The 21,286-nt window shown below is 41.7% G+C and carries 20 protein-coding genes and 1 riboswitch; of the genes, 18 read left to right on the top strand and 2 right to left on the bottom strand.

Annotation, left to right across the window (positions count from 1 at the left end; all coding sequences use genetic code 11):
• Positions 1–49: 49 nt before the first annotated feature.
• Positions 50–916, bottom strand: a complete 867-nt coding sequence (locus tag VEB00_16550) for a cation diffusion facilitator family transporter (GenBank protein HYF84614.1) — start codon at positions 914–916, stop codon at positions 50–52.
• 367 nt (positions 917–1,283) lie between these two features.
• On the opposite strand from VEB00_16550, the gene VEB00_16545 reads away from it, so the two are divergent.
• Positions 1,284–3,557, top strand: coding sequence for a UvrD-helicase domain-containing protein (locus VEB00_16545; protein HYF84613.1), 2,274 nt, complete (start codon positions 1,284–1,286; stop codon positions 3,555–3,557).
• Between the two features lie 491 nt (positions 3,558–4,048).
• Here the strand turns inward: VEB00_16545 and VEB00_16540 are convergent, their stop codons facing one another.
• Positions 4,049–5,848, bottom strand: a complete 1,800-nt coding sequence (locus VEB00_16540; protein HYF84612.1) for an FAD-dependent oxidoreductase — start codon at positions 5,846–5,848, stop codon at positions 4,049–4,051.
• 403 nt (positions 5,849–6,251) lie between these two features.
• On the opposite strand from VEB00_16540, the gene VEB00_16535 reads away from it, so the two are divergent.
• From VEB00_16535 to VEB00_16455, 17 genes are all read left to right on the top strand, one after another.
• A complete protein-coding gene (locus tag VEB00_16535; GenBank protein HYF84611.1) occupies positions 6,252–6,734 on the top strand; it encodes a pyridoxamine 5'-phosphate oxidase family protein in 483 nt (160 codons plus the stop codon).
• 122 nt (positions 6,735–6,856) lie between these two features.
• Positions 6,857–8,218 carry an AmmeMemoRadiSam system protein A gene (gene amrA / locus VEB00_16530; protein HYF84610.1) on the top strand — a complete coding sequence of 454 codons (1,362 nt, stop codon included), beginning with the start codon at positions 6,857–6,859 and terminating at the stop codon, positions 8,216–8,218.
• Between the two features lie 19 nt (positions 8,219–8,237).
• Positions 8,238–9,251 carry an AmmeMemoRadiSam system radical SAM enzyme gene (gene amrS, locus VEB00_16525; GenBank protein ID HYF84609.1) on the top strand — a complete coding sequence of 338 codons (1,014 nt, stop codon included), beginning with the start codon at positions 8,238–8,240 and terminating at the stop codon, positions 9,249–9,251.
• Between the two features lie 76 nt (positions 9,252–9,327).
• Positions 9,328–10,122: a DUF1189 domain-containing protein gene (locus tag VEB00_16520; GenBank protein HYF84608.1), complete on the top strand. Its 795-nt coding sequence runs from the start codon at positions 9,328–9,330 to the stop codon at positions 10,120–10,122.
• A 27-nt stretch (positions 10,123–10,149) separates the two neighbouring features.
• Positions 10,150–10,635, top strand: coding sequence for a metallophosphoesterase family protein (locus tag VEB00_16515; protein HYF84607.1), 486 nt, complete (start codon positions 10,150–10,152; stop codon positions 10,633–10,635).
• Positions 10,636–10,646: 11 nt separating this feature from the next.
• Positions 10,647–11,066, top strand: coding sequence for a hotdog domain-containing protein (locus VEB00_16510; protein HYF84606.1), 420 nt, complete (start codon positions 10,647–10,649; stop codon positions 11,064–11,066).
• A 34-nt stretch (positions 11,067–11,100) separates the two neighbouring features.
• Positions 11,101–11,709, top strand: a complete 609-nt coding sequence (locus VEB00_16505) for a molybdenum cofactor guanylyltransferase (GenBank protein HYF84605.1) — start codon at positions 11,101–11,103, stop codon at positions 11,707–11,709.
• A gap of 10 nt (positions 11,710–11,719) precedes the next feature.
• Positions 11,720–12,502, top strand: coding sequence for a formate dehydrogenase accessory sulfurtransferase FdhD (fdhD, locus tag VEB00_16500; protein ID HYF84604.1), 783 nt, complete (start codon positions 11,720–11,722; stop codon positions 12,500–12,502).
• A gap of 89 nt (positions 12,503–12,591) precedes the next feature.
• Positions 12,592–13,383 (top strand): formate/nitrite transporter family protein, encoded by a 792-nt coding sequence (locus VEB00_16495; GenBank protein HYF84603.1) that lies wholly within the window; start codon positions 12,592–12,594, stop codon positions 13,381–13,383.
• 62 nt (positions 13,384–13,445) lie between these two features.
• A riboswitch (molybdenum cofactor riboswitch) is annotated at positions 13,446–13,577 on the top strand.
• Positions 13,578–13,645: 68 nt separating this feature from the next.
• Complete coding sequence (locus VEB00_16490; protein ID HYF84602.1) at positions 13,646–14,350, top strand: ABC transporter permease; 705 nt, start codon at positions 13,646–13,648, stop codon at positions 14,348–14,350.
• The gene (locus VEB00_16485) at positions 14,350–15,078 is read left to right on the top strand and encodes a phosphate ABC transporter ATP-binding protein (GenBank protein HYF84601.1); all 729 of its coding nucleotides are present in this window, start codon (positions 14,350–14,352) and stop codon (positions 15,076–15,078) included. Before VEB00_16490 ends, VEB00_16485 begins: the two co-directional genes overlap by 1 nt.
• Before the next feature lie 11 nt (positions 15,079–15,089).
• Positions 15,090–15,965 (top strand): substrate-binding domain-containing protein, encoded by an 876-nt coding sequence (locus VEB00_16480; protein HYF84600.1) that lies wholly within the window; start codon positions 15,090–15,092, stop codon positions 15,963–15,965.
• A gap of 21 nt (positions 15,966–15,986) precedes the next feature.
• Positions 15,987–17,216, top strand: coding sequence for a gephyrin-like molybdotransferase Glp (gene glp / locus VEB00_16475; protein ID HYF84599.1), 1,230 nt, complete (start codon positions 15,987–15,989; stop codon positions 17,214–17,216).
• 27 nt (positions 17,217–17,243) lie between these two features.
• Positions 17,244–19,166, top strand: a complete 1,923-nt coding sequence (locus VEB00_16470; GenBank protein HYF84598.1) for a molybdopterin biosynthesis protein — start codon at positions 17,244–17,246, stop codon at positions 19,164–19,166.
• A 37-nt stretch (positions 19,167–19,203) separates the two neighbouring features.
• Positions 19,204–20,184: a GTP 3',8-cyclase MoaA gene (gene moaA / locus VEB00_16465; GenBank protein ID HYF84597.1), complete on the top strand. Its 981-nt coding sequence runs from the start codon at positions 19,204–19,206 to the stop codon at positions 20,182–20,184.
• 15 nt (positions 20,185–20,199) lie between these two features.
• Positions 20,200–20,637 carry an MOSC domain-containing protein gene (locus VEB00_16460; GenBank protein HYF84596.1) on the top strand — a complete coding sequence of 146 codons (438 nt, stop codon included), beginning with the start codon at positions 20,200–20,202 and terminating at the stop codon, positions 20,635–20,637.
• Positions 20,638–20,840: 203 nt separating this feature from the next.
• A complete protein-coding gene (locus VEB00_16455; GenBank protein HYF84595.1) occupies positions 20,841–21,272 on the top strand; it encodes a GNAT family N-acetyltransferase in 432 nt (143 codons plus the stop codon).
• Positions 21,273–21,286: the final 14 nt, after the last annotated feature.

Below are 21,286 nucleotides of genomic sequence, written 5' to 3'. Positions count from 1 at the left end.
TGTAGAAGTTTTTTTGTACAAGCAATTAGGAGCATAGAAAAGAACAACTTTAATAAAATGGTTCAATATGAATGATCATTTGCAGTGGAGTACTAAGTTCAGAGCATACTTTTTTCTCAATGCTGTGCATGAGCATATGGGATTCCGCTATGTTTATACCTGGGTCGACCAATATATGGAGGTCGACAAATACCTCACTATTACAGCCTCTGCTCCTTATCTTGTGCACGTCCTTCACCTGCTCGAAGTCCATTATTATTTTCTTTATTCTATCCGGATCAACTGCCGCCTTATCCAGCAGTACCCCGCAGGTATTGTTGAAAATCTCACAGGCAGCATGGAGTACAAAGCCTGACACTGCCAGCGAAGCAATTGAATCAATAACTGGCGGGATTCCGAGTTTGATGCAGACTAAAGTAAATAATACGCCTATGGATATAAATACATCGCTTCTTGTATGCAGCGAATCTGAAGTCAGTATTGTGCTGTTGAGTTTTTGACCTTGCAGATATTCGTATCTGGATACAAAGATATTCACTGCCAATGTAGCTGTGATTGCAATTATACTTTCAAATGTGACGATAGGCACCGTTGGCTTGACAAAGCCTATGAACGCACTTGATATAACCCTTGCAGCAAGTATAAAAAGCATCACCGAGATAAGGAAGCCTGCCAAGGTTTCAAATTTCCTATGCCCATATGGATGATCTTCATCGACTGGCTTTGAAGCAAAGTGTATGCCGATAAGCCCCACTATGTTTGAGGAGCCGTCTGTAAGTGAATGGAAACCGTCAGCTGTGAGACTTGTGCTGTTTATCAGATAGCCTGCGATTATTTTTATTGCTGCGACTCCAAGATTTGCAAACAATATGAGCCAAAGCACCTTTCTTATCTTTCTATAATTATCAGCTTGCATGCGCCCATCCCTTTCAATATAAAAATCCACAGAACATTCTATGAAGAATTGCCCCATGGATTGCATCCATTGTCTATTGATAGACCCAGCACAATACTGCGCTTGTCAATTCACTGATTTATATGTTTCGCACTAAATCCATTACAAAATAGTTCAATAGTGCGAAACATTTTCATTGATGTTGTAAATCGCAGCTATTCAACGTAATCTTCTTTGTGCGATTTATATAGCTGGATTATTACTATAGTATATGTTGATAATACGATAATGTTATCATTGTATTTGTATTTATCTCTTTTTTCTTGACTAATGTGTAAAAAAGTATAATATACTATTGTCATATGATTTAAATAACGGGGGAGAATTAATGGACATAATACATCCGGACTACAGATATGAACAAAGCCATCTGAATGAGGTTTGCGGACTGCTGGAAGCAGAGATTGATAAGAAGGATAATGAAGTAAATAGCTATAAAAGCGAGATAATATCTATAAGAAAAAATATGTGGGAGAACGCAAGACATGGGTTTGGGAGCAATGAGACTGAAGCTATGATTGAAGCAACCCAATATATAGCATCAATAAAAAATGAAGAGAACAGCTACAGATTTACAAAAGTTCTGCTTGATAAATATAGAAGGCTGCTGTGCACACCGTATTTTGCCAGGATTGATTTCATGGAGGACGGCAATAAGTCTATTGATAGTATATATATTGGTCTATATTCATTCATTAACACTGATACTATGGAAGTGGTTATACATGACTGGAGAGCGCCAATATCAAGTGTTTTCTATGAATATGAGAATGGGAAGGCAGAGTACAAGACTCATGAGGGCTCAGTCCATGGGGATGTATCTTTAAACAGACAGTTTAAAATAAAGAACTCAAAGCTGCTGTCTATGTTCGACAGTTCAGTGAAGATTGATGATGAAATACTTCAGGAGATATTGAGCGGCAATGCAAGTGAAAAAATGAAAAGCATTGTAACAACGATACAGAAGGAACAAAATAAAGTTATAAGATTTGATGAGGGCAGCGTGCTTATTGTACAGGGTGCAGCTGGAAGCGGCAAAACCTCCATAGCCTTGCACCGGATAGCCTACCTGCTGTATAAGGATAGGAATCTTACCTCAAGTAATATAGTAATATTTTCTCCAAGCCATATTTTTAATGATTATATCTCGAATGTACTGCCGGAGTTGGGAGAGAGCAATGTCATACAGACGACCTTTGAAGAATATATAACCAAGCTCATAAAGAGAGGGTTCAGGACCGAGAGTCTGAATGATCATATGGAATATCTTTTATCACATAAGAACAGCCGTTTTGATGAGATTAGGAGAAAAGGCTACATGTATAAGAATTCGAGAGAATTTCTTGATGCTGTGAGGCAGTTCGCTGGAGAGCTGTCAGATAATGCAGAGTACCTTTGCAATATTTATTATGATGGGAAGACTGCTATTAAAGGCAGCGAATTGAGGAAGGTATATAATGCATGCAGTAAGGGTATTCCCGTAAATAAGCGCTTGGCTGCTGTGAGGGAGAGAGCCTTTTATCTATTGGCAAAAGTCCAGGAGATAAAGAAGATTGAACTGAAAAGGAAGGCTGATAACTCCAATAGCACAGCCAGGGAAGCGGCAGCATTATTAAGACTGGAGCTCCGGAGGGAATTCAGTGGAGTAAGAGATAAAGTATTCAGGATGACCAAAGTTGATTTATACGACGCTTATCGCAATTTTTTCGAGAGCGATTTCTATTTTGAATCAGGAAAGGCTTTTGGACTGAAGGAGGATGAGCTTAAGGATATAAGAAGGTATTCAATTGACAATTTTAATAGCAGGGTTATGAACTATGAAGATTCTGCTGTACTTGCATATTTGAAATGCATAATAGACGACATGCCTGATACAACGGACATCAAGCATGTGGTAGTGGATGAAGCTCAGGACTATAGTCCTTTGCAGTATGAGATTCTAAAGAGGCTGTTTCCGGGAAGCAGCTTTACAATACTTGGAGATATGAATCAGTTGATGATTCCTTACAGAAAATCTGTCAGCTTTGATGCAATTGCTGATGTGTTCGGAAGAGCTGACTCGGCTGTACTCAGATTGAGCAAATCCTATCGGTCCACAAGAGAAATCACTGAGTTCACAAAGGCAATGCTTCCATCTGATAAGGAAATAGAAGGCCTGAACAGGGCGGGGAAGCTCCCGGAAGTGGTTGGCCTAAGTGAGGCATGTGAAGTAAAAGAGCGATTAACAGCTGATATTAAAGAGCTGCTTGGATGCGGTATGGATTCCATAGCAATACTGTGCAAGACCTCAGAGGAATGCAGTCAGATATATAAGCTGCTTAAAGGAGTAATTGAAATCAGCATGGTTGCAAAAGACGATGATATGTACAAGAAAGGTGTGAATATTCTCCCTTCTTACCTATGCAAGGGCCTGGAGTTTGATGCTGTATTGGTATATGGGGCTAATGAGGGGAATTATAATGCCGAAGGAGACAGAAAACTCTTGTATACACTTTGTACTAGAGCATTGCATAGGTTAATAATATATTATCAAGGGGAGCTTTCTTCAATCATTAGAGAAATCGATGGAGAGCTTTACAAGCATATAAAAGAGAAGAACTGACAAAACTTCATAATAATAGCCGGAGATATTAAGCTCCGGCTATTATTAATGTTTCACAAATACTACATTTATTGCTTTAACTAAAGCTTCAACTGTGTCGCCTTTTTTAAAACCAGCATCGTCAAGGCTTTCTCTCGTCATCACGGACGTGAATCTCATTGTATTGTCGTTTCATGTGCCCCTCATCTTGACCTCTGCCATGATTTCATCGGATTTTATCTCCTCAATTTCACCGGTTACTTTATTTCTTACTCCTGCTTCCATAATAATTCACTCCTTAAAACATTGATTTTCTTATAGCAAAGCTTATATATATTATTCCCAAATAAAAGCAAAAAAATTAAACACCAGGAATCTGGTGTTTAATTTTTTAAATCATTAGTTATAATGCATAGGAAAGTATAAATTTCATTAATGTTTCACTTTCCGTTAAGTGCATTTCATAAAAGGCTTCCTTAGTTGTTAAAATGCTTTAATAGAAGCCTTTTTTATTAATCGAAGTATAAATAGCTTCCACGTGCGAAGTTCGTTTTTTTCCAAGCTTTCTTGATCCATGGCTGTACATAGTAGTCGAGGCTGAATGCTCCGCCAGCGCCACCCATAAGAGCGATAGCTGCGAAGAAGTACCAAAGTATATCATAGCCTGCCATAGCTGACAGAACAAAGTTTCCAACCATGAATAAAGAAGCAAATGATGCAAAGAATACAAAGAGTCCGGCAATCAATGCCAAGCCTATTCCGATTTCAGTGAATGTAACTGCTAATTGGAACAAGTATGCATTAGGTGCTACTACTGCATCTGTAAACCATTGGTAGAATGCTGGAGGACTTGCAAGTATTGGTGTCACTACCGGAGCAGCTGCCTGTGCAGCGCCTTCGGTACCTTCTGCTGCTGATGCTCCTGAAGTTCCTGCAACCTGTACTATCTTAATAACAGCAGGATCCAACCAACCTTCCTGAACTTTCTTAATACCTTCGATGAGCCACATTACGCCTACGAATAAACGAAGAAGCACTGCCCATGAAGTATGTGTTTTATGTGCCAAGTGTCCGCCTACGAATGACCTGTTGTTCTTCATGTGGAAGAATTCATGGAGCATGTAGTTCCATACGAGTCTCAAGCCGCCAACACCCCATAAATAATGGAGGTTAACCAAGTGCTTGGAAGCCATAGCCAAGAAACCTGACAGTGGAGTACCCATAAGTTCTGCTACACAGTAGTGGCTTCCGATGGAAACCATGAAACCGTGAGTATTAAGTGCGAATTTTTTCTTTTCAGTTTTAGTTATAGCAGCTGCAATGTTGTGAGCGGCACATTCGCCTGTCTGCAAAGCTGTTTCAACTATCTGAGGTATCGGCTTTCCATCTATTTCGTAATATGCGTTGTCACCAACAAGATAAACTTCTTCTTTGTCCATGCTCTGCATGTAATCATTAACCTGTACTCTGTTCCTCTTACCTTGAGTAAGACCTGTTGATACGGTGAAGCTGTTGCCCTGTACACCGCAAGTCCAGATAAGAGTTTTTGTTTTTATTTCCTGTCCATCTTTGAGTACTATGCCTTCAGGTGTTGCCTTAACTATAGGCGAGTTTGTCATTAGCTTTACGCCTTTTTTTGTAAGGAAATCTGCAGCTTTTTTCTGCAGGCTTGGTCTCAAGATTGGCAGTATTGTTGGCATCGCTTCTACATTGTATATACCAACTTCACTTGGATTGATTCCGTATTTATCGCATAAAACGTCTTTCCACTCGAAAAGTTCACCTACAGTTTCGATTCCTGTGAAGCCTGCACCGGCAACAACAAAGCTGAGAAGTTCTTTTCTCTTTGTTACATCTCTTTCATCCCTTGCTGTCTCGAAGCTCTTCTCAACATGCTCTCTGATTTTTAATGCATCTTTAAGCGACCATATGGTAAAACCATATTCTTTAACACCTTCAATTCCGAAGTATGCCGGTTCAGCCCCACAACCAATTACAAGGTAATCATATTTGTATGTTTCCTTGTTTGATGTAAGAGTTTTTGCTTCGTAATCGATGCTTTCGATTCTGTCTCTTACAAAATTAACTTTGGTAGCCTTAAATACGTTATAAAGATCTACCATTACGCTTTCCTTTTCTGTTCTATGGCCTGCGATTTCATGCAGCTCAGTGAGAAGAGTCTGGAAAGGATTGTCATTAATTAATGTGATTTCAACGCTGTGATCCTTCTTAAACTTCTTGCTCAGAACCTTTGCTGCTTCGACGCCAGCATAGCCTGCGCCAAGTATGACTATTTTTTTCAAGTCTGACAAGATAATACCCCCTTGTATATATTAAATTAATTAAGGAACAAAAAAATATTAATATAATAATATTCATTATTATTATATAATATATATTTCACAAATGCGATAGGTTTTCAAATTTTACGTTAAAAAAATAGCATATTTCTTTACGGAAATTTCCATTTTATATTAAATCGCTAGAGCGGTCGGTTCTTGCAACGTGGAATCTCCCAATCAAATGGACGGTTATTTCATAATAATTAATAATACATTAAAGTATTATATTGATTCGAAGGTATGATGTCAAAGGAAAAGTATATGATATTTTACAGTAATTTCATATATATGAATTTGTATGCTGTTAAAAAACATACGATAATACTATAATATTAGTTAGAGGCTTAAAGTATGAAGAATGAGGTGGAAACAGATGATGAAGTATCATATGAGGAAGTTGGAACGTGAGATTACCGACAAAGAGGAACTGGCCGGTATCCTAAAGAATGGCAAATATGCAGTCATCTCAATGTGCAGGAATAACGAACCTTATATAGTCACATTGAGCTATGGGTACGATGAGGGCAGAAACTCACTTTATTTTCACAGTGCCAAGACCGGCTTGAAGATTGATTTTGTAAAGGAAAACCCCAAGGTATGCGCTACTGTGATAGTAGATGGGGGCTATATGGCTGGAGAGTGCGAGCACAAATACGCCTCTGCTGTTTTTTGGGGGAACATGAATTTAGTGGAAGACCTGGAGGAGAAGAAGCATGCATTAGTCACTTTGATTGATCACCTGGAAGAAGTGCCGGAGCCGGTAAAAGCAAGGCTGCTGAAAAACGACGGCGTTTATGAAGGAGTAGGAATTCTTAGGCTGGATATAGATGAAATCACAGGAAAAAAAGGAAGCTAGGAGTTAACTCTCCCAGCTTCCTTTTTCATAATCTATTTTCTGGAATGGTTACGAATTAATCGCTGCCAAGCAGGGGAACATACCAATATTAAAACTCAGAAGTATTGGAAGGAGTGCAGAATATGGGCAATATAGCGGGTGCATTCATTTTTCCTCATCCACCTATAATGATTGAGGAAGTGGGGAAGGAGGAAACCGGAAGGGTGAAAAACTCAATTGATGGTGCCATGAAGGCTGCAGAGCATATAGCAGATATGCAGCCGGATACAATTGTCATCATCACACCTCATGGTACATTGCTAAAGGATGCAATGACCATTGCATCAGATGAAAGGCTGGAGGGGAGTCTGGCAAGATTTGGAGCCGCGGGGGTAAAGCTGGGCTTTGACAATGATTTGGAATTGGTGGATAAAATATTGGAGCAGGCAGATAAGAAAAAAACATATTGCGTTCCAATGCAGGAAGACGTTAAAAAAACCTACGGGCTTGAACCGGGACTCGACCACGGAGCTATGGTTCCCCTCTATTTCATAAGCAAGAGATATAAGGAATTCAAACTGGTACATATCACATACAGCTTACTTTCCAGAGAACAGCATTACAAGCTTGGCATAGCTATAAGGGATGCGGCAGCAGAGCTCGACAGGAAAGTAGTTGTAATAGCAAGTGGCGATCTTTCACACAGACTTACAGAGGATGCTCCAGCGGGCTATGATCCCAGAGGTTCAGAGTTTGATGAAAAATACTTAGAGATAATCAAGTCAGGAGAAGTAAAAGAGCTGATGTCTATGTCGGATGAGCTTTTGGAGTCAGCAGGCGAGTGCGGCTACAACTCCACACTGGTGCTTATGGGCTGTTTGGATGGCTGCAGTGTCAAGGGCGATATATTATCCTACGAAGGTCCTTTCGGAGTAGGCTATTGTATAGCAGAGCTCCATGCCTTGGCTTGTGATGGCAAGAAGCCGGTAAAAAGCAGTGACCCCTATGTTAAGTTGGCTATAGAAACACTAGAGACATATGTCCGTACAGGAAAGCAGATTCATGGGCCAAAAGACTTGCCTGCTGAAATGCTCACTGAAAGGGCGGGAGTCTTTGTTTCACTCAAGAAATACGGCGAGCTCCGAGGCTGCATCGGCACTATAGGACCAACCACTATCAGCATTGCTATGGAAATCATACAGAATGCCGTCAGCGCAGGTACCAGGGACCCGAGGTTTCCCCCTGTAGAAGAAGATGAGCTTGATGAACTGGATTACTCTGTGGATGTCCTTATGGAGCCCACGCCTATCAGCTCAAAAGAGGAGCTGGACGTGAAGAAATATGGGGTGATTGTAAGGAGTGGACGCAGGTCTGGCTTGCTGCTTCCCAATCTTGAAGGGGTAGACACAGTTGATTATCAGGTGGATATCTCACTTCAGAAAGCGGGCATAAGAAGCGGAGAAGCCTATGAGATGGAACGTTTTGAGGTTGTAAGGCACTATTAAGTATATGGAGTGATACATTATGGGTCAATTAAAAGAAGCAATGCATTATGAAAAGCTTGAAGGGCAGAATGTGGTCTGCAGGCTGTGTCCCCACGAATGCACCATTGCACCGGGAAAATATGGGATATGCAGGGTAAGAAACAATATCGAAGGCACCCTTTACACTCATAATTATGGAAAGATTTCTGCTGTTGCAATGGACCCAGTGGAGAAAAAGCCGCTGTACCATTTCTTCCCCGGTAAATACATACTTTCCTTGGGCACTGTTGGCTGCAACTTTAGATGCAGCTTTTGCCAGAACTACCACATTGCACAGCGCGGCGCAGTGGAGGAAGCAGGGGAGGGGAACTTGTACGAAGCCTCCGAAGCCTATCTGCTTAGCTTGTGCAGGCAGGAAGAGGAATGTGTAGGAATAGCTTACACTTACAATGAGCCTAGTATTTGGTATGAGTATGTATTAGATACTGCCAGGTACATTAAGGGCAAGGGCTATAGAAACGTACTTGTAACCAACGGTTATATGGGTGAAAAGCCGCTATCTGAGCTGCTGCCTTATATTGATGCAATGAATATTGATGTAAAGGGCTTTACAGAGGAATATTACCGGGATGTCTGCGGAGGGAGCCTTGAATATGTGAAGCGCACTGTAGAGGCTGCTGCCTCGAAATGTCATGTGGAGATCACCACTCTCGTTGTCCCGGGTCGCAATGACAGCGAAAAGGAGATGGATGAGCTTTCGAGATGGCTTGCATCTATTAAGCCCTCAATTCCACTTCATCTATCCCGCTACTTTCCTATGTACAAGATGAAGGAGGAACCCACCAGCGCAGAGACGTTGAAGAATCTTAAGAAGATAGCAGCAAATAATCTGGAATATGTGTATGTGGGCAATCTTCAGAGTGAGGATACAAACACATATTGTCCCAATTGCAAAGCTCTTCTGATTAAAAGAAGCGGCGGCATTTTCATAGAGCACCTGGATGACGGACTATGCTCCAAATGCGGTAAAGTGATAGATATAAAGGGGATATAGCAATATAAATGTTTACCTGGGGGCTGTTCCTTTGGTATAATATTTTAAGTACATGTAAACATGGGAGGTGGATGAAATGAATTTTTTCCTGCAGATGAGGGAAAGTGTAATTGATTTCAAGTTCTACAGAAGCATTAAGAATAACAAGTTCAGCAGAAGCTTCGTATATCTGCTGCTGCTTTTTCTTATAGTTTATTTCATTAGTGGAACAAGGACTTTTATCGCAACCAGAATAGCTATAGACGATCTAATTACAAATGTAAATGCCAACATTCCGGAGTTCAGGCTGGAAAATGGTGAATTCAGCTTTGAAGGCAAGATGCCATACATTATCAGCAGCAGCACCAATGAGGCCTTCGTTATAGATACTACAGGGCAGGTGGATGCAAGTGTATTGAAGGATGTCGGAAGCGGAATGCTTATCACCAAGGACAAGGTATATTTGAAAAACAGTCAGGTAGAGAGCAGGGAATTCAACTTGACCGAGCTTAAAGGCGTCACATTGACTAAAAAAGATGTGCTGGATTTTCTACCTAAACTCAGCTGGATTGTGTTCATATTCATTGCTTTCGGTTTCATTTTCGTATTAGGCTGGAAGCTTCTTAATGCTGTCATTCTGGCACTTTTGGGATTGATTGTGAATGCATTTCTTCACGGCAGCCTGAAATACAATAACCTGCTGAATATCAGCATATATGCATTGACACTTCCAATGCTAATACAGCTGGCTGTCAATCTTTATGGTTATCCCATACCCAATTTCTGGCTCATATACTGGGGTATATCTATTTTATATGTAGTTCTGGCGGTAAAGAGCTGCAAGGATGAGGTAAATGAACTGAATGCAGGGAATGATTTGGAGCAGGTGTAGTTTTACTTATTCAGGAGGATATGATAGTTGAAAATAGGTATAATTTCAGATACACATATAAGAAGCAGTGCTAGACTGCTTCCTAATATTATATATGAGGTATTTGACGGTGTGGATATGATATTGCATGCAGGGGATATCCTTATCGATGAGGTTATCATTGAATTGGAGACAATTGCACCGGTTTATGTGGTAGCCGGTAATAATGACGGGTATGATATGCTGGACAAATATGGGACAAAGAGGATAATAGAGGTTAGCGGAAAAAGGATTGGATTGACCCATGGAACCAGCAGGGGGCGAACATATATGAACGCTTATGCTGAATTTGCAGGGAGTAAAGTGGACTGCGTGGTATATGGACATAGCCACAAACCTCATAATGAGGTGATTGGCGGAGTACTATTCTTCAATCCCGGTTCCCCTACTTCAAGAAGGTTTGAACCCAGGTACTCTTTGGGACTCCTGTATGTGGAAGAGGATATAAAGGGAGAAATTATATATTTTGATTAGGAGAGTGAAATATGAAACACTATATATCAACACATCTTATAAAATCTGAAGATTTGAACCACCATGGAACTTTATACGCCGGCAGAATGGCTGAATGGTTTGTGGAAGGAAACTTCGTGGCTGCGGCCACCTTACACGGGAATCCAGAAAATATAGTATGCGTTAAGGTACATGGAATGAAATTTTCTGGGCCTGCTACTAAGGGAGATATAATAACCCTTAAGACAAGAGTGGTATATGCTGGGAATACAAGTCTTACTGTATATGGCAAGGTATGTAAGCACGATAGTGATAATATACTGGTTGATGGCTTTGTAACCTTTGTATGCGTGGATAAAAACGGCAAAAAAATGTCTCATAATATTGTGCTTCCAGAGCCAGAGGATGATGAACAGAGAAAGCTTCGTGAGACAGCAAAAACACTGAGATAAGAGGAGCCGAGAGCTCTAATTTTGAGGTACCAATATGGCATATATGGAAACTGCAATAATACTTGCCGGAGGCAAAAGCAGCAGGATGGGCTTTGACAAACAATTTCTCAAGCTTCGTGACAAATATATAATTGAAATGATAACAGAAAAGCTGGAAAAGGTTTTCAATGAGATTATTATAGTCACCAGCAGGCCTGAGGAGTATGTGAAATACGGATACAAGCTGGCAGAGGACGAGATAAAGGACTTCGGACCCTTGGCAGGGATACATGTAGGGTTAAAAAGCTCCTGCAGCGTACATAATTATATTGTAGCCTGTGATATGCCCTTTATAAACATAAAATACCTGAACTACATGATGGAGCTTATAAATCAGCATGAGGGAAAGATTGATGGAGTTATAACAAGACTGGGTGAATGGATAGAGCCCTTCAACGCTTTTTACTCCAAAAGCTTGCTTCAAAAGCTGGAAGAGAACATTGAAAATGGCAATAAGCAAATTAACTTGCTGCTGCAGGATTCTAATGTGCTTTACGTCAGTGAGGCTGCGGCAAGGGAGTTCAGTCCGGACTGGGATATGTTCACAAATGTGAATACCATTAAGGACTATCAAAGCCTGATGGAGCGGTTTTTGAAGGCATAGGAGGTGTATTATGGATTTGACTAGAGACATCTCAATAATAAAGTATGAGAGCGGCACGATATCATCGGCTGTCGATATGGTAGTCAAAGAGTATGCGCTGACTATAATGCTGGATGGAGAGGAATTCATAACCTTGCTTTGTACGCCTTCAAGCCTTGATTGCTTGGCTGTGGGGTTTCTCCTTTCTGAAAGTGTTATAAAAAGCAAGGATGATATAGAGAAAATTCGAATAGATGAAGAAAAAGGTATAATAGAGGTCAGCACAGTTGAGAGCAGCATCATTGCAAAGAGCCTGCACGGCAAGAGGACAATGACCACCGGCTGCGGCAAGGGCTCTGCCTTTTATAATGCGGTTGATTCCATAAACTGCAAGAAAGTATCAAGCGATATTGAGATCAGCGCTCAAGCAATACTTGAGCTTATGAGAGAATTTAATGGAAGATCAGAGCTATTCCATAGTACAGGCGGGGCTCACAGCGTGGCACTTGCTGCTGATGCAGGCATTATATTGTTCCATGAAGACGTAGGGCGTCATAATGCTATGGATAAGATAATAGGGGAAGCCTCCCTGAAGAATATCAAGCTGTTTGATAAGATAGTGCTTACAAGCGGCAGGGTGTCTTCCGAAATGCTCATAAAGGCCGCTAAAGGCGGGATACCGGTTATTATTTCAAGGTCAGCACCTACTGATTTGGCAGTGGAGCTGGCAGAACAGCTTGGTATAACGGTAATCGGCTTTGCCCGCGGACATAGGATGAATGTATATAGTAACCCGGGAAGAATTATATTTTAAGTAGTTGCGCACACTTCACAGTAATTGATGTAATAATTTCAGACTTACATACATCTCTTCACAAAGTCTGGATCGGAGGGTCTATTAGAATGGAGAAGAGAATGCTTACTCCACAAGAAATTGCACATGCAGTATCTGATTCGGGTTCAGCGAAAGCAAAGCTTTCAATTTTGCAGATGTTCGTGCTGGGTATATTCGCGGGCGTATTCATAGGCTTTGGAGCACAAGGAGCAATCATAATAGGACAGTCGCTGACAAAGCTTGATCCGGGCATGCAGAAGTTTGCATTTGCCGGAGTTTTCCCTATAGGACTAATGCTTGTCACCATTTGCGGTGCAGAGCTTTTTACAGGCAACAATCTTATGACCTTGGGATGCTTTAATTGCAAATTCAAATGGTCGGATATTATAAGAAACTGGTTCTATGTATATACTGCCAACTTCATAGGTTCAGTCATACTGGCCTTCTTCGTTGCAAACTCAGGACTTATGGCAGCGGGAACCCCGGCTGCTGACCTTGCTGTTGGAATAGCGGCAAAAAAGGTTGAGATAGCTCTTGGAGCTGCAATTATAAGAGGTATACTTTGCAATATGCTGGTTGTTCTCGCAATTTGGATGGCAACTGGGGCAAGAGACGTAATAGGAAAGATATTTGCAATATGGTTCCCGATTATGCTCTTTGTACTGTCAGGATACGAGCATAGTGTTGCGAACATGTACTATTTACCTCTAGGAAAGTTCTTAGGCGCGCCAATTACCTGGGAACAGATTTGGATGAATAATCTTCTGCCCGTTACATTAGGGAATATAATTGGCGGAGCACTTATAGTTCCATTGTTCTACTATGTAGCATACATGAAAACTCCGGCATCCGCTGAGTGAAAAATGCAAAAGTATAATAGAAAAAGATATGCAAAAGTAATAAAAATAGTATATAATTAAACAAAATATAAGTTTTCCGAGTCATCGTTTCTACGGTTGTCTATGAAGCTATGACCGATGGGCAAGTCCCATAAGGGTTTAGGAAGAAATTCCTATGCCTCCCGTGTTAGGAAAGGAAAATGTTTTGTTAATGTTGCTATGAAACAATCCTTTTTTGGATTGTTTTTTTTGTTATAGCGACACTACTATAAGGAGAAATAATATGGAGTATTTCGTTGAAGCCTTTAGCAAAGCAATATCTTTGATGCTGTCCTTCGATCCTGAGCTTTATGGAATAATATTTCTGTCCATCAGGATATCAGTTGTTGCGACTTTAATCAGCGTAATCATTGGACTACCCCTTGGGGCTTTAGTGGGGCTCAATAGGTTTTGGGGAAGAACAGCATTGATAAACCTAATAAACACTTTTATGGGAATGCCTCCGGTAGTCATAGGGCTTGTGGTGTACATACTGCTCTCAAACCAGATAGGACTCCTTGGACCTTTGAGGCTGCTTTTCACGCCTACTGCCATGATAATAGCCCAAGTGCTGCTGGCAACACCAATTGTTGCAGGGCTTACCATAGTCGCGGTTCAGGGTATTGACCCCTTGATAAAAAAGACTGCGGTGAGTTTGGGGGCAAATCGCCTTCAGCTGGTGTGGCTTATTATCAAGGAAGCAAGATATGCAATAGGTGCGGCTGTTATTACTGCCTTTGGACGTCTCACTGCAGAGGTAGGTGCGGTAATGATGGTTGGTGGAAATGTCAGGTTCCAGACCAGGGTAATGACAACCTCAATAGCACTGCATAAGGGCATGGGAGAGTTCCAATTGGCTCTTGCCCTCGGCATGATTCTTCTCATTATCTCCCTTTTGATAAACAGCGCATTGGATTTGCTCAGAAGCGGAAGGGGGATGACTGACTGATGGGACAAATATTCAACATAATTAAGCTTGTAAAGGAATATAGTAATAAGAAGGTTCTGGATATAGACGAGCTAAATCTGGAGGAAGGTAAGATCACAGGCATAATTGGTCCCAGCGGTGCAGGAAAGAGCACACTCCTATACATACTTAACGGGCTGGAGAAAACTACAAGCGGTAGAATTGTTTTTGATGGGAAAGAGCAGAAAAGTGAGCCGGATATTGAAACCAGAAGACAAATGTCCATGGTATTCCAGAAACCGATAGTTTTCAACACATCTGTATATGAGAACATGGCTTACAGCTTGAAGCTCCGCGGAGTGGACAAAGATGAGATAAGGGGCAAGGTATTGGAGCTGGCAAGCTTTATCGGACTCGAGGATAAGCTGAAACAAAGGGCTCTGACCCTTTCCGGAGGGGAAGCTCAGAGACTCTCACTTGCAAGAGCTATCATACACAAACCCAAGGTGCTTTTGCTTGATGAACCTACAGCCAACCTTGACCCGGCGAACGTGGCGATGATTGAAAAGCTTATATTGCATGCAAAGATAGAGTACAAGACATCAATAGTAGTAGTTACACACAACATGTTTCAAGCAAAGAGATTATCTGACAATGTGGTTTTTCTGCTGAATGGAAACGTCATTGAAAGCGGCGAGTCTGCTCAAATATTCGGCAGCCCACAGGATGTAAGAACACTGGATTTTATTGAAGGAAGAATGATTTATTGAGGAGGATTTAAATGTTTAATAATAATTATAAGAGAAGCAAGTTCACAATTCTTATGCTGGTACTGGTGATTATTGCGGCTTCGGTTTTAACCTTCGGCTGCACAGCCAAAGAACCTGTGCAAAATGACAGCAAAGTAGAGGTTGAGTCTGGGATGACTCTTGCTACAACTACAAGCACAAGAGATACCGGTCTTTTGGATGTGCTTGTGCCTGCCTTTGACAAGAAATATGGTGTGACTACAAAGGTTGTGGCAGTGGGCACAGGTGAAGCTCTGGAAATGGGCAAGCTGGGAAATGCAGATGTACTGCTTGTTCACGCCAGAAAGTCCGAGGATGAATTTGTAGCTAGTGGCTACGGCATTAACAGGAAGGATGTAATGCATAATTTCTTCTTTGTTGTAGGTCCAAAGGATGACCCTGCAGGAGCAGCTAAGGAAAAGGATGCAGAAGCAGCCATGAAAAAGATAGCTGAGTCCAAATCCAAATTTGTCTCAAGAGGAGACCAGTCAGGGACACACAAGAAGGAGCTTGCTATTTGGGGAGCATATGGTTTGAAACCTCAGGGAGAAGCATGGTATAAGGAAGCAGGACAGGGAATGGGAGATACTCTGACAATGGCAAGTGAGATGGGGGCATATACACTTTCAGACAGTGGCACTTGGTATGCTTTCCAGGATAAGGTTGATTTGAAAATAGTTGTTGAAGGAGATCCGGTCTTATTCAATCCATATGGAGTGATTGCAGTTAATCCGGAAAAGTACCCCAACATCCACAATAAAGCTGCAATGGCATTTATAGATTTCATCACATCAGAGGAAGGTCAGAAAATTATTGGAGATTATAAGAAGAACGATCAGCAGCTGTTTATACCAGATGCGATAAAGTAAAGAATGAAAGGTGGACTGCCTATGAAGCTTTTGATGGTTGATACAGTAGATGAAGTAAAAAAGAAGATGGAGAATAATTTTGGAGATATTATTGTAGGATATGAAGAAGTAGAAATAATCAAAGCTTTGGGCAGAACAGCCTTTGAGGATGTTTTCTCACAGCTTGACATACCGGATTTCAACAGGTCTACCGTTGACGGCTATGCAGTGGTCTCAAAGGATACCTTTGGTGCAAGTGAAAGTATGCCTGCGTTTCTTAACATTATCGGCAAGGTTGAAATGGGCGAAACCACTTCACTTAAACCTAGTGCCGGCCAATGTGTCTATGTGCCTACGGGAGGCATGATACCCGAGGGAGCCGACGGGATGCTGATGATTGAGTATGTTGAATGCATCGATGACGGCTTGCTTTCCGCTCATAATCCGGTAGCACCAGGAGAGAATATTATCTTCAAGGGTGACGATGTAAGCTTGGGTGGAAAAGTTCTGCCTAAAGGTCGTGTGATTAGATCCCAGGATATCGGAGTGCTATGCGCAGCAGGAATAAGCCGTGTCAAAGTTTCAAAGCGTCCAAGAGTGGCTGTTGTATCCACAGGAGATGAAATAGTTGACCCCTTCGGACTGGTGAGATTAGGGCAGGTAAGGGATATAAACACCTATACCCTCGCAGCAATGGTCCAGGAAGCTGGCGGCGAGGTAACGAGTACTATTGTGGTCAAGGATGACTTTGATCTTATACGGAACACAGTTGATGATGCATCAAAAAACAATGAAATTGTTGTAATATCAGGAGGCAGCTCGGTTGGAGCGAAGGACAATACCGAAAAAGTTATCGACTCCTTTGGAGAACCGGGAGTATTTGTACATGGTGTGGCTGTGAAGCCCGGGAAGCCCACCATAATTGGGAAGGTAAGAAACACTGCGGTTTTTGGACTTCCAGGACATCCGGTCTCCGCAGTGATAATATTCAAGATATTTGTTGAAGAGCTCATAGAAGGGCTGCAGGGCAGAACGAGGCAAAACCTGTTCATAAATGCTGTGTGCAGCTCAAATATCCATTCTTCGCCAGGCAAGGAGACATACCAGATGGTTGAGTTGGAAGAGAATGAGAATGGCTTTACAGCAAAGCCCATATATGCGAAGTCTGCGGCCATTTCGCAGCTTTCCATGGCTCAGGGCTATATAAGGATACCGGTAAATAAAGAAGGAATCAATAAAGGTGAAACCGTAAAGGTGGAGCTGTTCAAATAATAGATTGAAGAATGGAGAGTGGGTCGGGTGAGCAAGCATGAAAGAAACATATACCTTTCAAATATGGATGTCAATGCCGCACAAAGGCTTTTAATGGAGCGAGTGGAAGCATATCTGGGAAATGCAGATATAGAAAAGCTCCAGGTGTTGGCTTCCCAGGGAAGAGTATCTGCAGACTCGGTGTTTGCCAGGGTATCTTCTCCTAATTTCAATGCTTCAGCAATGGATGGGATAGCTGTGACTGCAAAATCAACCTTTGGCGCCTCTGAGGCAAAGCCCATGAGACTCCGAAAGGGTATAGACTTTATTTATGTGGACACCGGAGACCCCATAGCTGATCCTTATGATGCAGTAATTATGATTGAAGATGTTGTTGAAATTGACAGTGACACTGTTGAAATTATCAAGTCTGCAGCCCCCTGGCAGGATATAAGGCCTATCGGGGAGGATATTGTGGCAAATGAAATGATAATTCCAACTAACCATGAGATAAGGCCTGTAGATATTGCAGCCATGCTCTCGGGAGGTATTACAGAACTGGAGGTAGTAAAGAAGCCCAGAGTCGGGATAATACCTACAGGTACAGAAATCATCGAACCGGATGAACCCCTCGTGCTTGGGAAGATAATAGAATCAAACTCCAGGATGTTTGAAGGGCTGGTAAGGGAATATGGCGGCGAACCTGTAAGATTCAAGACGGTGCCAGATGATTATGAGCTTTTAAAGCGTACAATTTCAGAAGCAGTGAAAGAGAACGATATAGTAATAATCAATGCGGGTTCTTCTGCGGGCAGCGAAGACTTTACCGTAAAGCTTATAGCTGAGCTTGGAGAAGTATTAGTGCATGGAATAGCGACAAAACCCGGGAAGCCTGCTATTCTTGGAATAATAGAAGGGAAGCCTGTACTAGGCATACCCGGATATCCGGTATCCGCATATTTTGTTTTTGAAACCTTCGCAAAACCTTTGGTCAGAAGATATCTCAAACAGGGAGTGCCACAGAAGAACAAGAGGTCAGCAGTGCTTTCGCGAAGGATGGTTTCATCCTTGAAGCATATGGAATATGTAAGAATAAAGCTTGGAATGGTTGATGGCAAATTAATTGCGACACCCTTGAACAGGGGAGCGGGAGCTACTATGTCCTTAGTTAGGGCAGACGGGATATTGATAATTCCGCAGAACAGCGAAGGTATTGAAGCGGGAGAAATAGTTCAGGTAGAGCTGACCAAGAACATTGATGATATTAAGAACACAATTGTTTCTATCGGCAGCCATGATTTGATAATGGATATGATAGGCAGCCTGATGCACAGGAAGGACTCCGCAAAAAGCCTTTCCTCCGCCCACGTGGGCAGCATGGGCGGCTTGATAGCGCTTCGCAAGGGCGAAGCTCATATGGCCCCTATACATCTTTTGGATGAGCAAACTGGTATATATAACGAAAGCTATATCAGAAAGCTTCTGCCAGACATGAAGATTGCCCTTGTCAAAGGAGTCAGAAGGATACAGGGAATGATGGTCAAAGGGGGAAATCCAAAAAATATAACTGGTTTTAGGGATTTCAGCAGGGAGGATGTGCAGTTCGTCAACAGGCAGAAGGGCGCAGGTACCAGGATACTTGTTGACTATATGCTGAAAAGAGAGGGCGTAGACCCAGCTTCGATACATGGCTACGAGCGTGAGATGACTACTCATATGGCAGTTGCTGCTTCAGTCAGTTCGGGTTCAGCTGATGTCGGCGTTGGAGTACTTTCAGCCGCGAAGGCCATGGGGTTGGATTTCATTCCTATTGGGGAGGAAGAGTACGATTTTGCAATACCGGAAAAATATTTGGAATTAGACATGTTTAAGCAATTTATCGATATAATTAAAGCAGAGGACTTCAGGGACATACTGTCGGAGCTAGGCGGTTATGGAACTGAAGGAATCGGAGATATAATACTCATATGAAGTTTATAAAATGCGATTGTAAAGGGTGAGATTACGTATGAAGGATGGGTTGGGCAGAAACATCAATTATTTAAGAATATCCGTCACCGACAGGTGCAACCTCAGATGCCGCTACTGCATGCCTGAGGAAGGGATTGAGAAGAAAGACCATGTTGAAATACTTACCCTGGAGGAGATATTCCAAGTAGTAAAAGCATGTGCAGGGATGGGCACTGACAAGATAAGGATTACCGGAGGAGAGCCCTTGGTTAGAAAGGGTCTCACAGGTCTCATTGAAAAGATATCCGCTATTGAAAGTATTAAAGATATAGCTCTGACTACCAACGGAGTGCTGCTTAAGAAGCTTGCCCATGACTTAAGGGAAGCTGGGCTCAAAAGAATAAATATAAGTCTTGATACCATGGATGAGAAAAAATATGAGCACATGACAAGGGGTGGAAATATTAAGGCTGTCCTGGAAGGTATCGAGGAGGCATTAAAGGTGGGACTTATCCCTATAAAAGTCAATACCGTTTTGGTAAAAGGCTTTAATGAAAATGAAATAGGGGATTTTATAAAGCTTTCACTTAATGAAAATATTGATGTAAGATTCATAGAACTCATGCCTTTAGGACAGGCGGCAGGCTGGGCATCAGAGCATTATCTGCCAAACTCGGTTGTCTTGGATAGCTTTAAGGAGCTGGAACCTGTAGAGGCAGCAGATAAAAGCAGTCCCGCCAAGTACTATAAACTGCCTGGAGCAAAGGGCAGGATTGGACTCATCAATCCTATAAGCCATAAGTTCTGTGACTACTGCAACAGGATAAGACTTACTGCAGATGGGAAGCTAAAGCCATGTCTGCACTCTGACAAGGAAATCGATGTGAGAGAAATTTTAAGGGACGGAAAGCTTGCTAATAAATATGCAGCGCTGCAGGAGGCTGTGTCAGAAGCGATACAAGCCAAACCAAAGCATCATACGCTAAATGATTTGTACAACAAACCGATAGAGCGGGACATGTATAAAATAGGTGGATAGAAAAGGGGGATATATATGAAGGGCAAGATAGTGGCTGTAAATATAAGCGAGAAGAAGGGCGTGCCAAAGAGAACCATCGAGCAGGGAGAATTCAAGGTTGATCATGGTCTTGTAGGTGATGCCCATGCAGGAAACTGGCATAGGCAGGTAAGCTTGCTGGGCATCGAGAGTATCAATAAAATGAAGGCCTTAGGCATTGAGGGTCTATGCACAGGCAAATTTGCCGAGAACCTGACCACTGAAGGCCTTGAGCTTTATAAGCTTCCTGTAGGCACCAGGCTCAAAATAGGTGATACACTGCACGAAGTAACACAGATAGGCAAGGAGTGCCATGTCAAGTGTGCAATATTCCAAGAGATAGGCAGTTGTGTAATGCCTACCGAGGGCATATTTACAAAGGTGCTTAAGGACGGAATTATTAAGGCCGGAGATGAAATCGAAATAATCATGTAGGGAACGCATTGCATGCGTTCCGCAGACTAAGAAAAAAGTATTAAAATTATCAAAAACAGATAAGTCAGATTGAACCCCCTGCTTATCTGTTTTTTTTGAGGTTTAGAGGAAAATAATGATAAATATAGAAATATATATAATTAAACTTACTGTAATGATAACTATATAGAAATATTGACGACACAAGGATAGGGGATAGAATAATGGAAATAAGAATGATGGCTATTTCTGACTATGAGAAAGTACATGAATTATGGACAAATACAGCAGGAATGGGTATGCGGAGTTTAGATGACTCCAAAGAAGGTATCGCAAAGTTTTTAAAAAGAAATCCTAATACCAATTTTGTTGCAATAATTGATGACACAATCGTAGGCGTCATATTAAGCGGGCATGATGGACGCCGAGGATATATATACCATACTGCTGTTGAAATTAAATATCGTGGAAATGGAATTGGGAAATCGTTAGTTGATAAGGCGCTTGAGGCATTAGAGAAAGAAGGTATTAATAAAGTTGCTCTTGTTGTTTTCAAAAACAATGATATCGGAAATGCATTTTGGTATTCGATAGGATTTGAAGAACGAGTTGACTTGAATTATCGTAATAAGAGCATAAACATTAAGAACATTTAGTAGAAATAGAAGGG

The sequence above is a fragment of the Clostridia bacterium genome (assembly GCA_035628995.1).
Lineage (GTDB): Bacteria > Bacillota > Clostridia > Lutisporales > Lutisporaceae > BRH-c25.
This window is presented reverse-complemented; position numbering and strand designations above follow the sequence as displayed.

Excerpts from the sequence above, each read along its gene's own strand:
- moaA (HYF84597.1), top strand. The coding sequence starts at position 19,204 with ATGAAGGATGGGTTGGGCAGAAACATCAATTATTTAAGAATATCCGTC.
- VEB00_16480 (HYF84600.1), top strand. The coding sequence starts at position 15,090 with ATGTTTAATAATAATTATAAGAGAAGCAAGTTCACAATTCTTATGCTG.
- VEB00_16505 (HYF84605.1), top strand. The coding sequence starts at position 11,101 with ATGGCATATATGGAAACTGCAATAATACTTGCCGGAGGCAAAAGCAGC.
- VEB00_16490 (HYF84602.1), top strand. The coding sequence starts at position 13,646 with ATGGAGTATTTCGTTGAAGCCTTTAGCAAAGCAATATCTTTGATGCTG.
- VEB00_16520 (HYF84608.1), top strand. The coding sequence starts at position 9,328 with ATGAATTTTTTCCTGCAGATGAGGGAAAGTGTAATTGATTTCAAGTTC.
- VEB00_16550 (HYF84614.1), bottom strand. The coding sequence starts at position 916 with ATGCAAGCTGATAATTATAGAAAGATAAGAAAGGTGCTTTGGCTCATA.
- VEB00_16455 (HYF84595.1), top strand. The coding sequence starts at position 20,841 with ATGGAAATAAGAATGATGGCTATTTCTGACTATGAGAAAGTACATGAA.
- glp (HYF84599.1), top strand. The coding sequence starts at position 15,987 with ATGAAGCTTTTGATGGTTGATACAGTAGATGAAGTAAAAAAGAAGATG.
- VEB00_16510 (HYF84606.1), top strand. The coding sequence starts at position 10,647 with ATGAAACACTATATATCAACACATCTTATAAAATCTGAAGATTTGAAC.
- VEB00_16460 (HYF84596.1), top strand. The coding sequence starts at position 20,200 with ATGAAGGGCAAGATAGTGGCTGTAAATATAAGCGAGAAGAAGGGCGTG.
- VEB00_16485 (HYF84601.1), top strand. The coding sequence starts at position 14,350 with ATGGGACAAATATTCAACATAATTAAGCTTGTAAAGGAATATAGTAAT.
- VEB00_16535 (HYF84611.1), top strand. The coding sequence starts at position 6,252 with ATGATGAAGTATCATATGAGGAAGTTGGAACGTGAGATTACCGACAAA.
- VEB00_16495 (HYF84603.1), top strand. The coding sequence starts at position 12,592 with ATGGAGAAGAGAATGCTTACTCCACAAGAAATTGCACATGCAGTATCT.
- VEB00_16545 (HYF84613.1), top strand. The coding sequence starts at position 1,284 with ATGGACATAATACATCCGGACTACAGATATGAACAAAGCCATCTGAAT.
- fdhD (HYF84604.1), top strand. The coding sequence starts at position 11,720 with ATGGATTTGACTAGAGACATCTCAATAATAAAGTATGAGAGCGGCACG.
- amrA (HYF84610.1), top strand. The coding sequence starts at position 6,857 with ATGGGCAATATAGCGGGTGCATTCATTTTTCCTCATCCACCTATAATG.
- amrS (HYF84609.1), top strand. The coding sequence starts at position 8,238 with ATGGGTCAATTAAAAGAAGCAATGCATTATGAAAAGCTTGAAGGGCAG.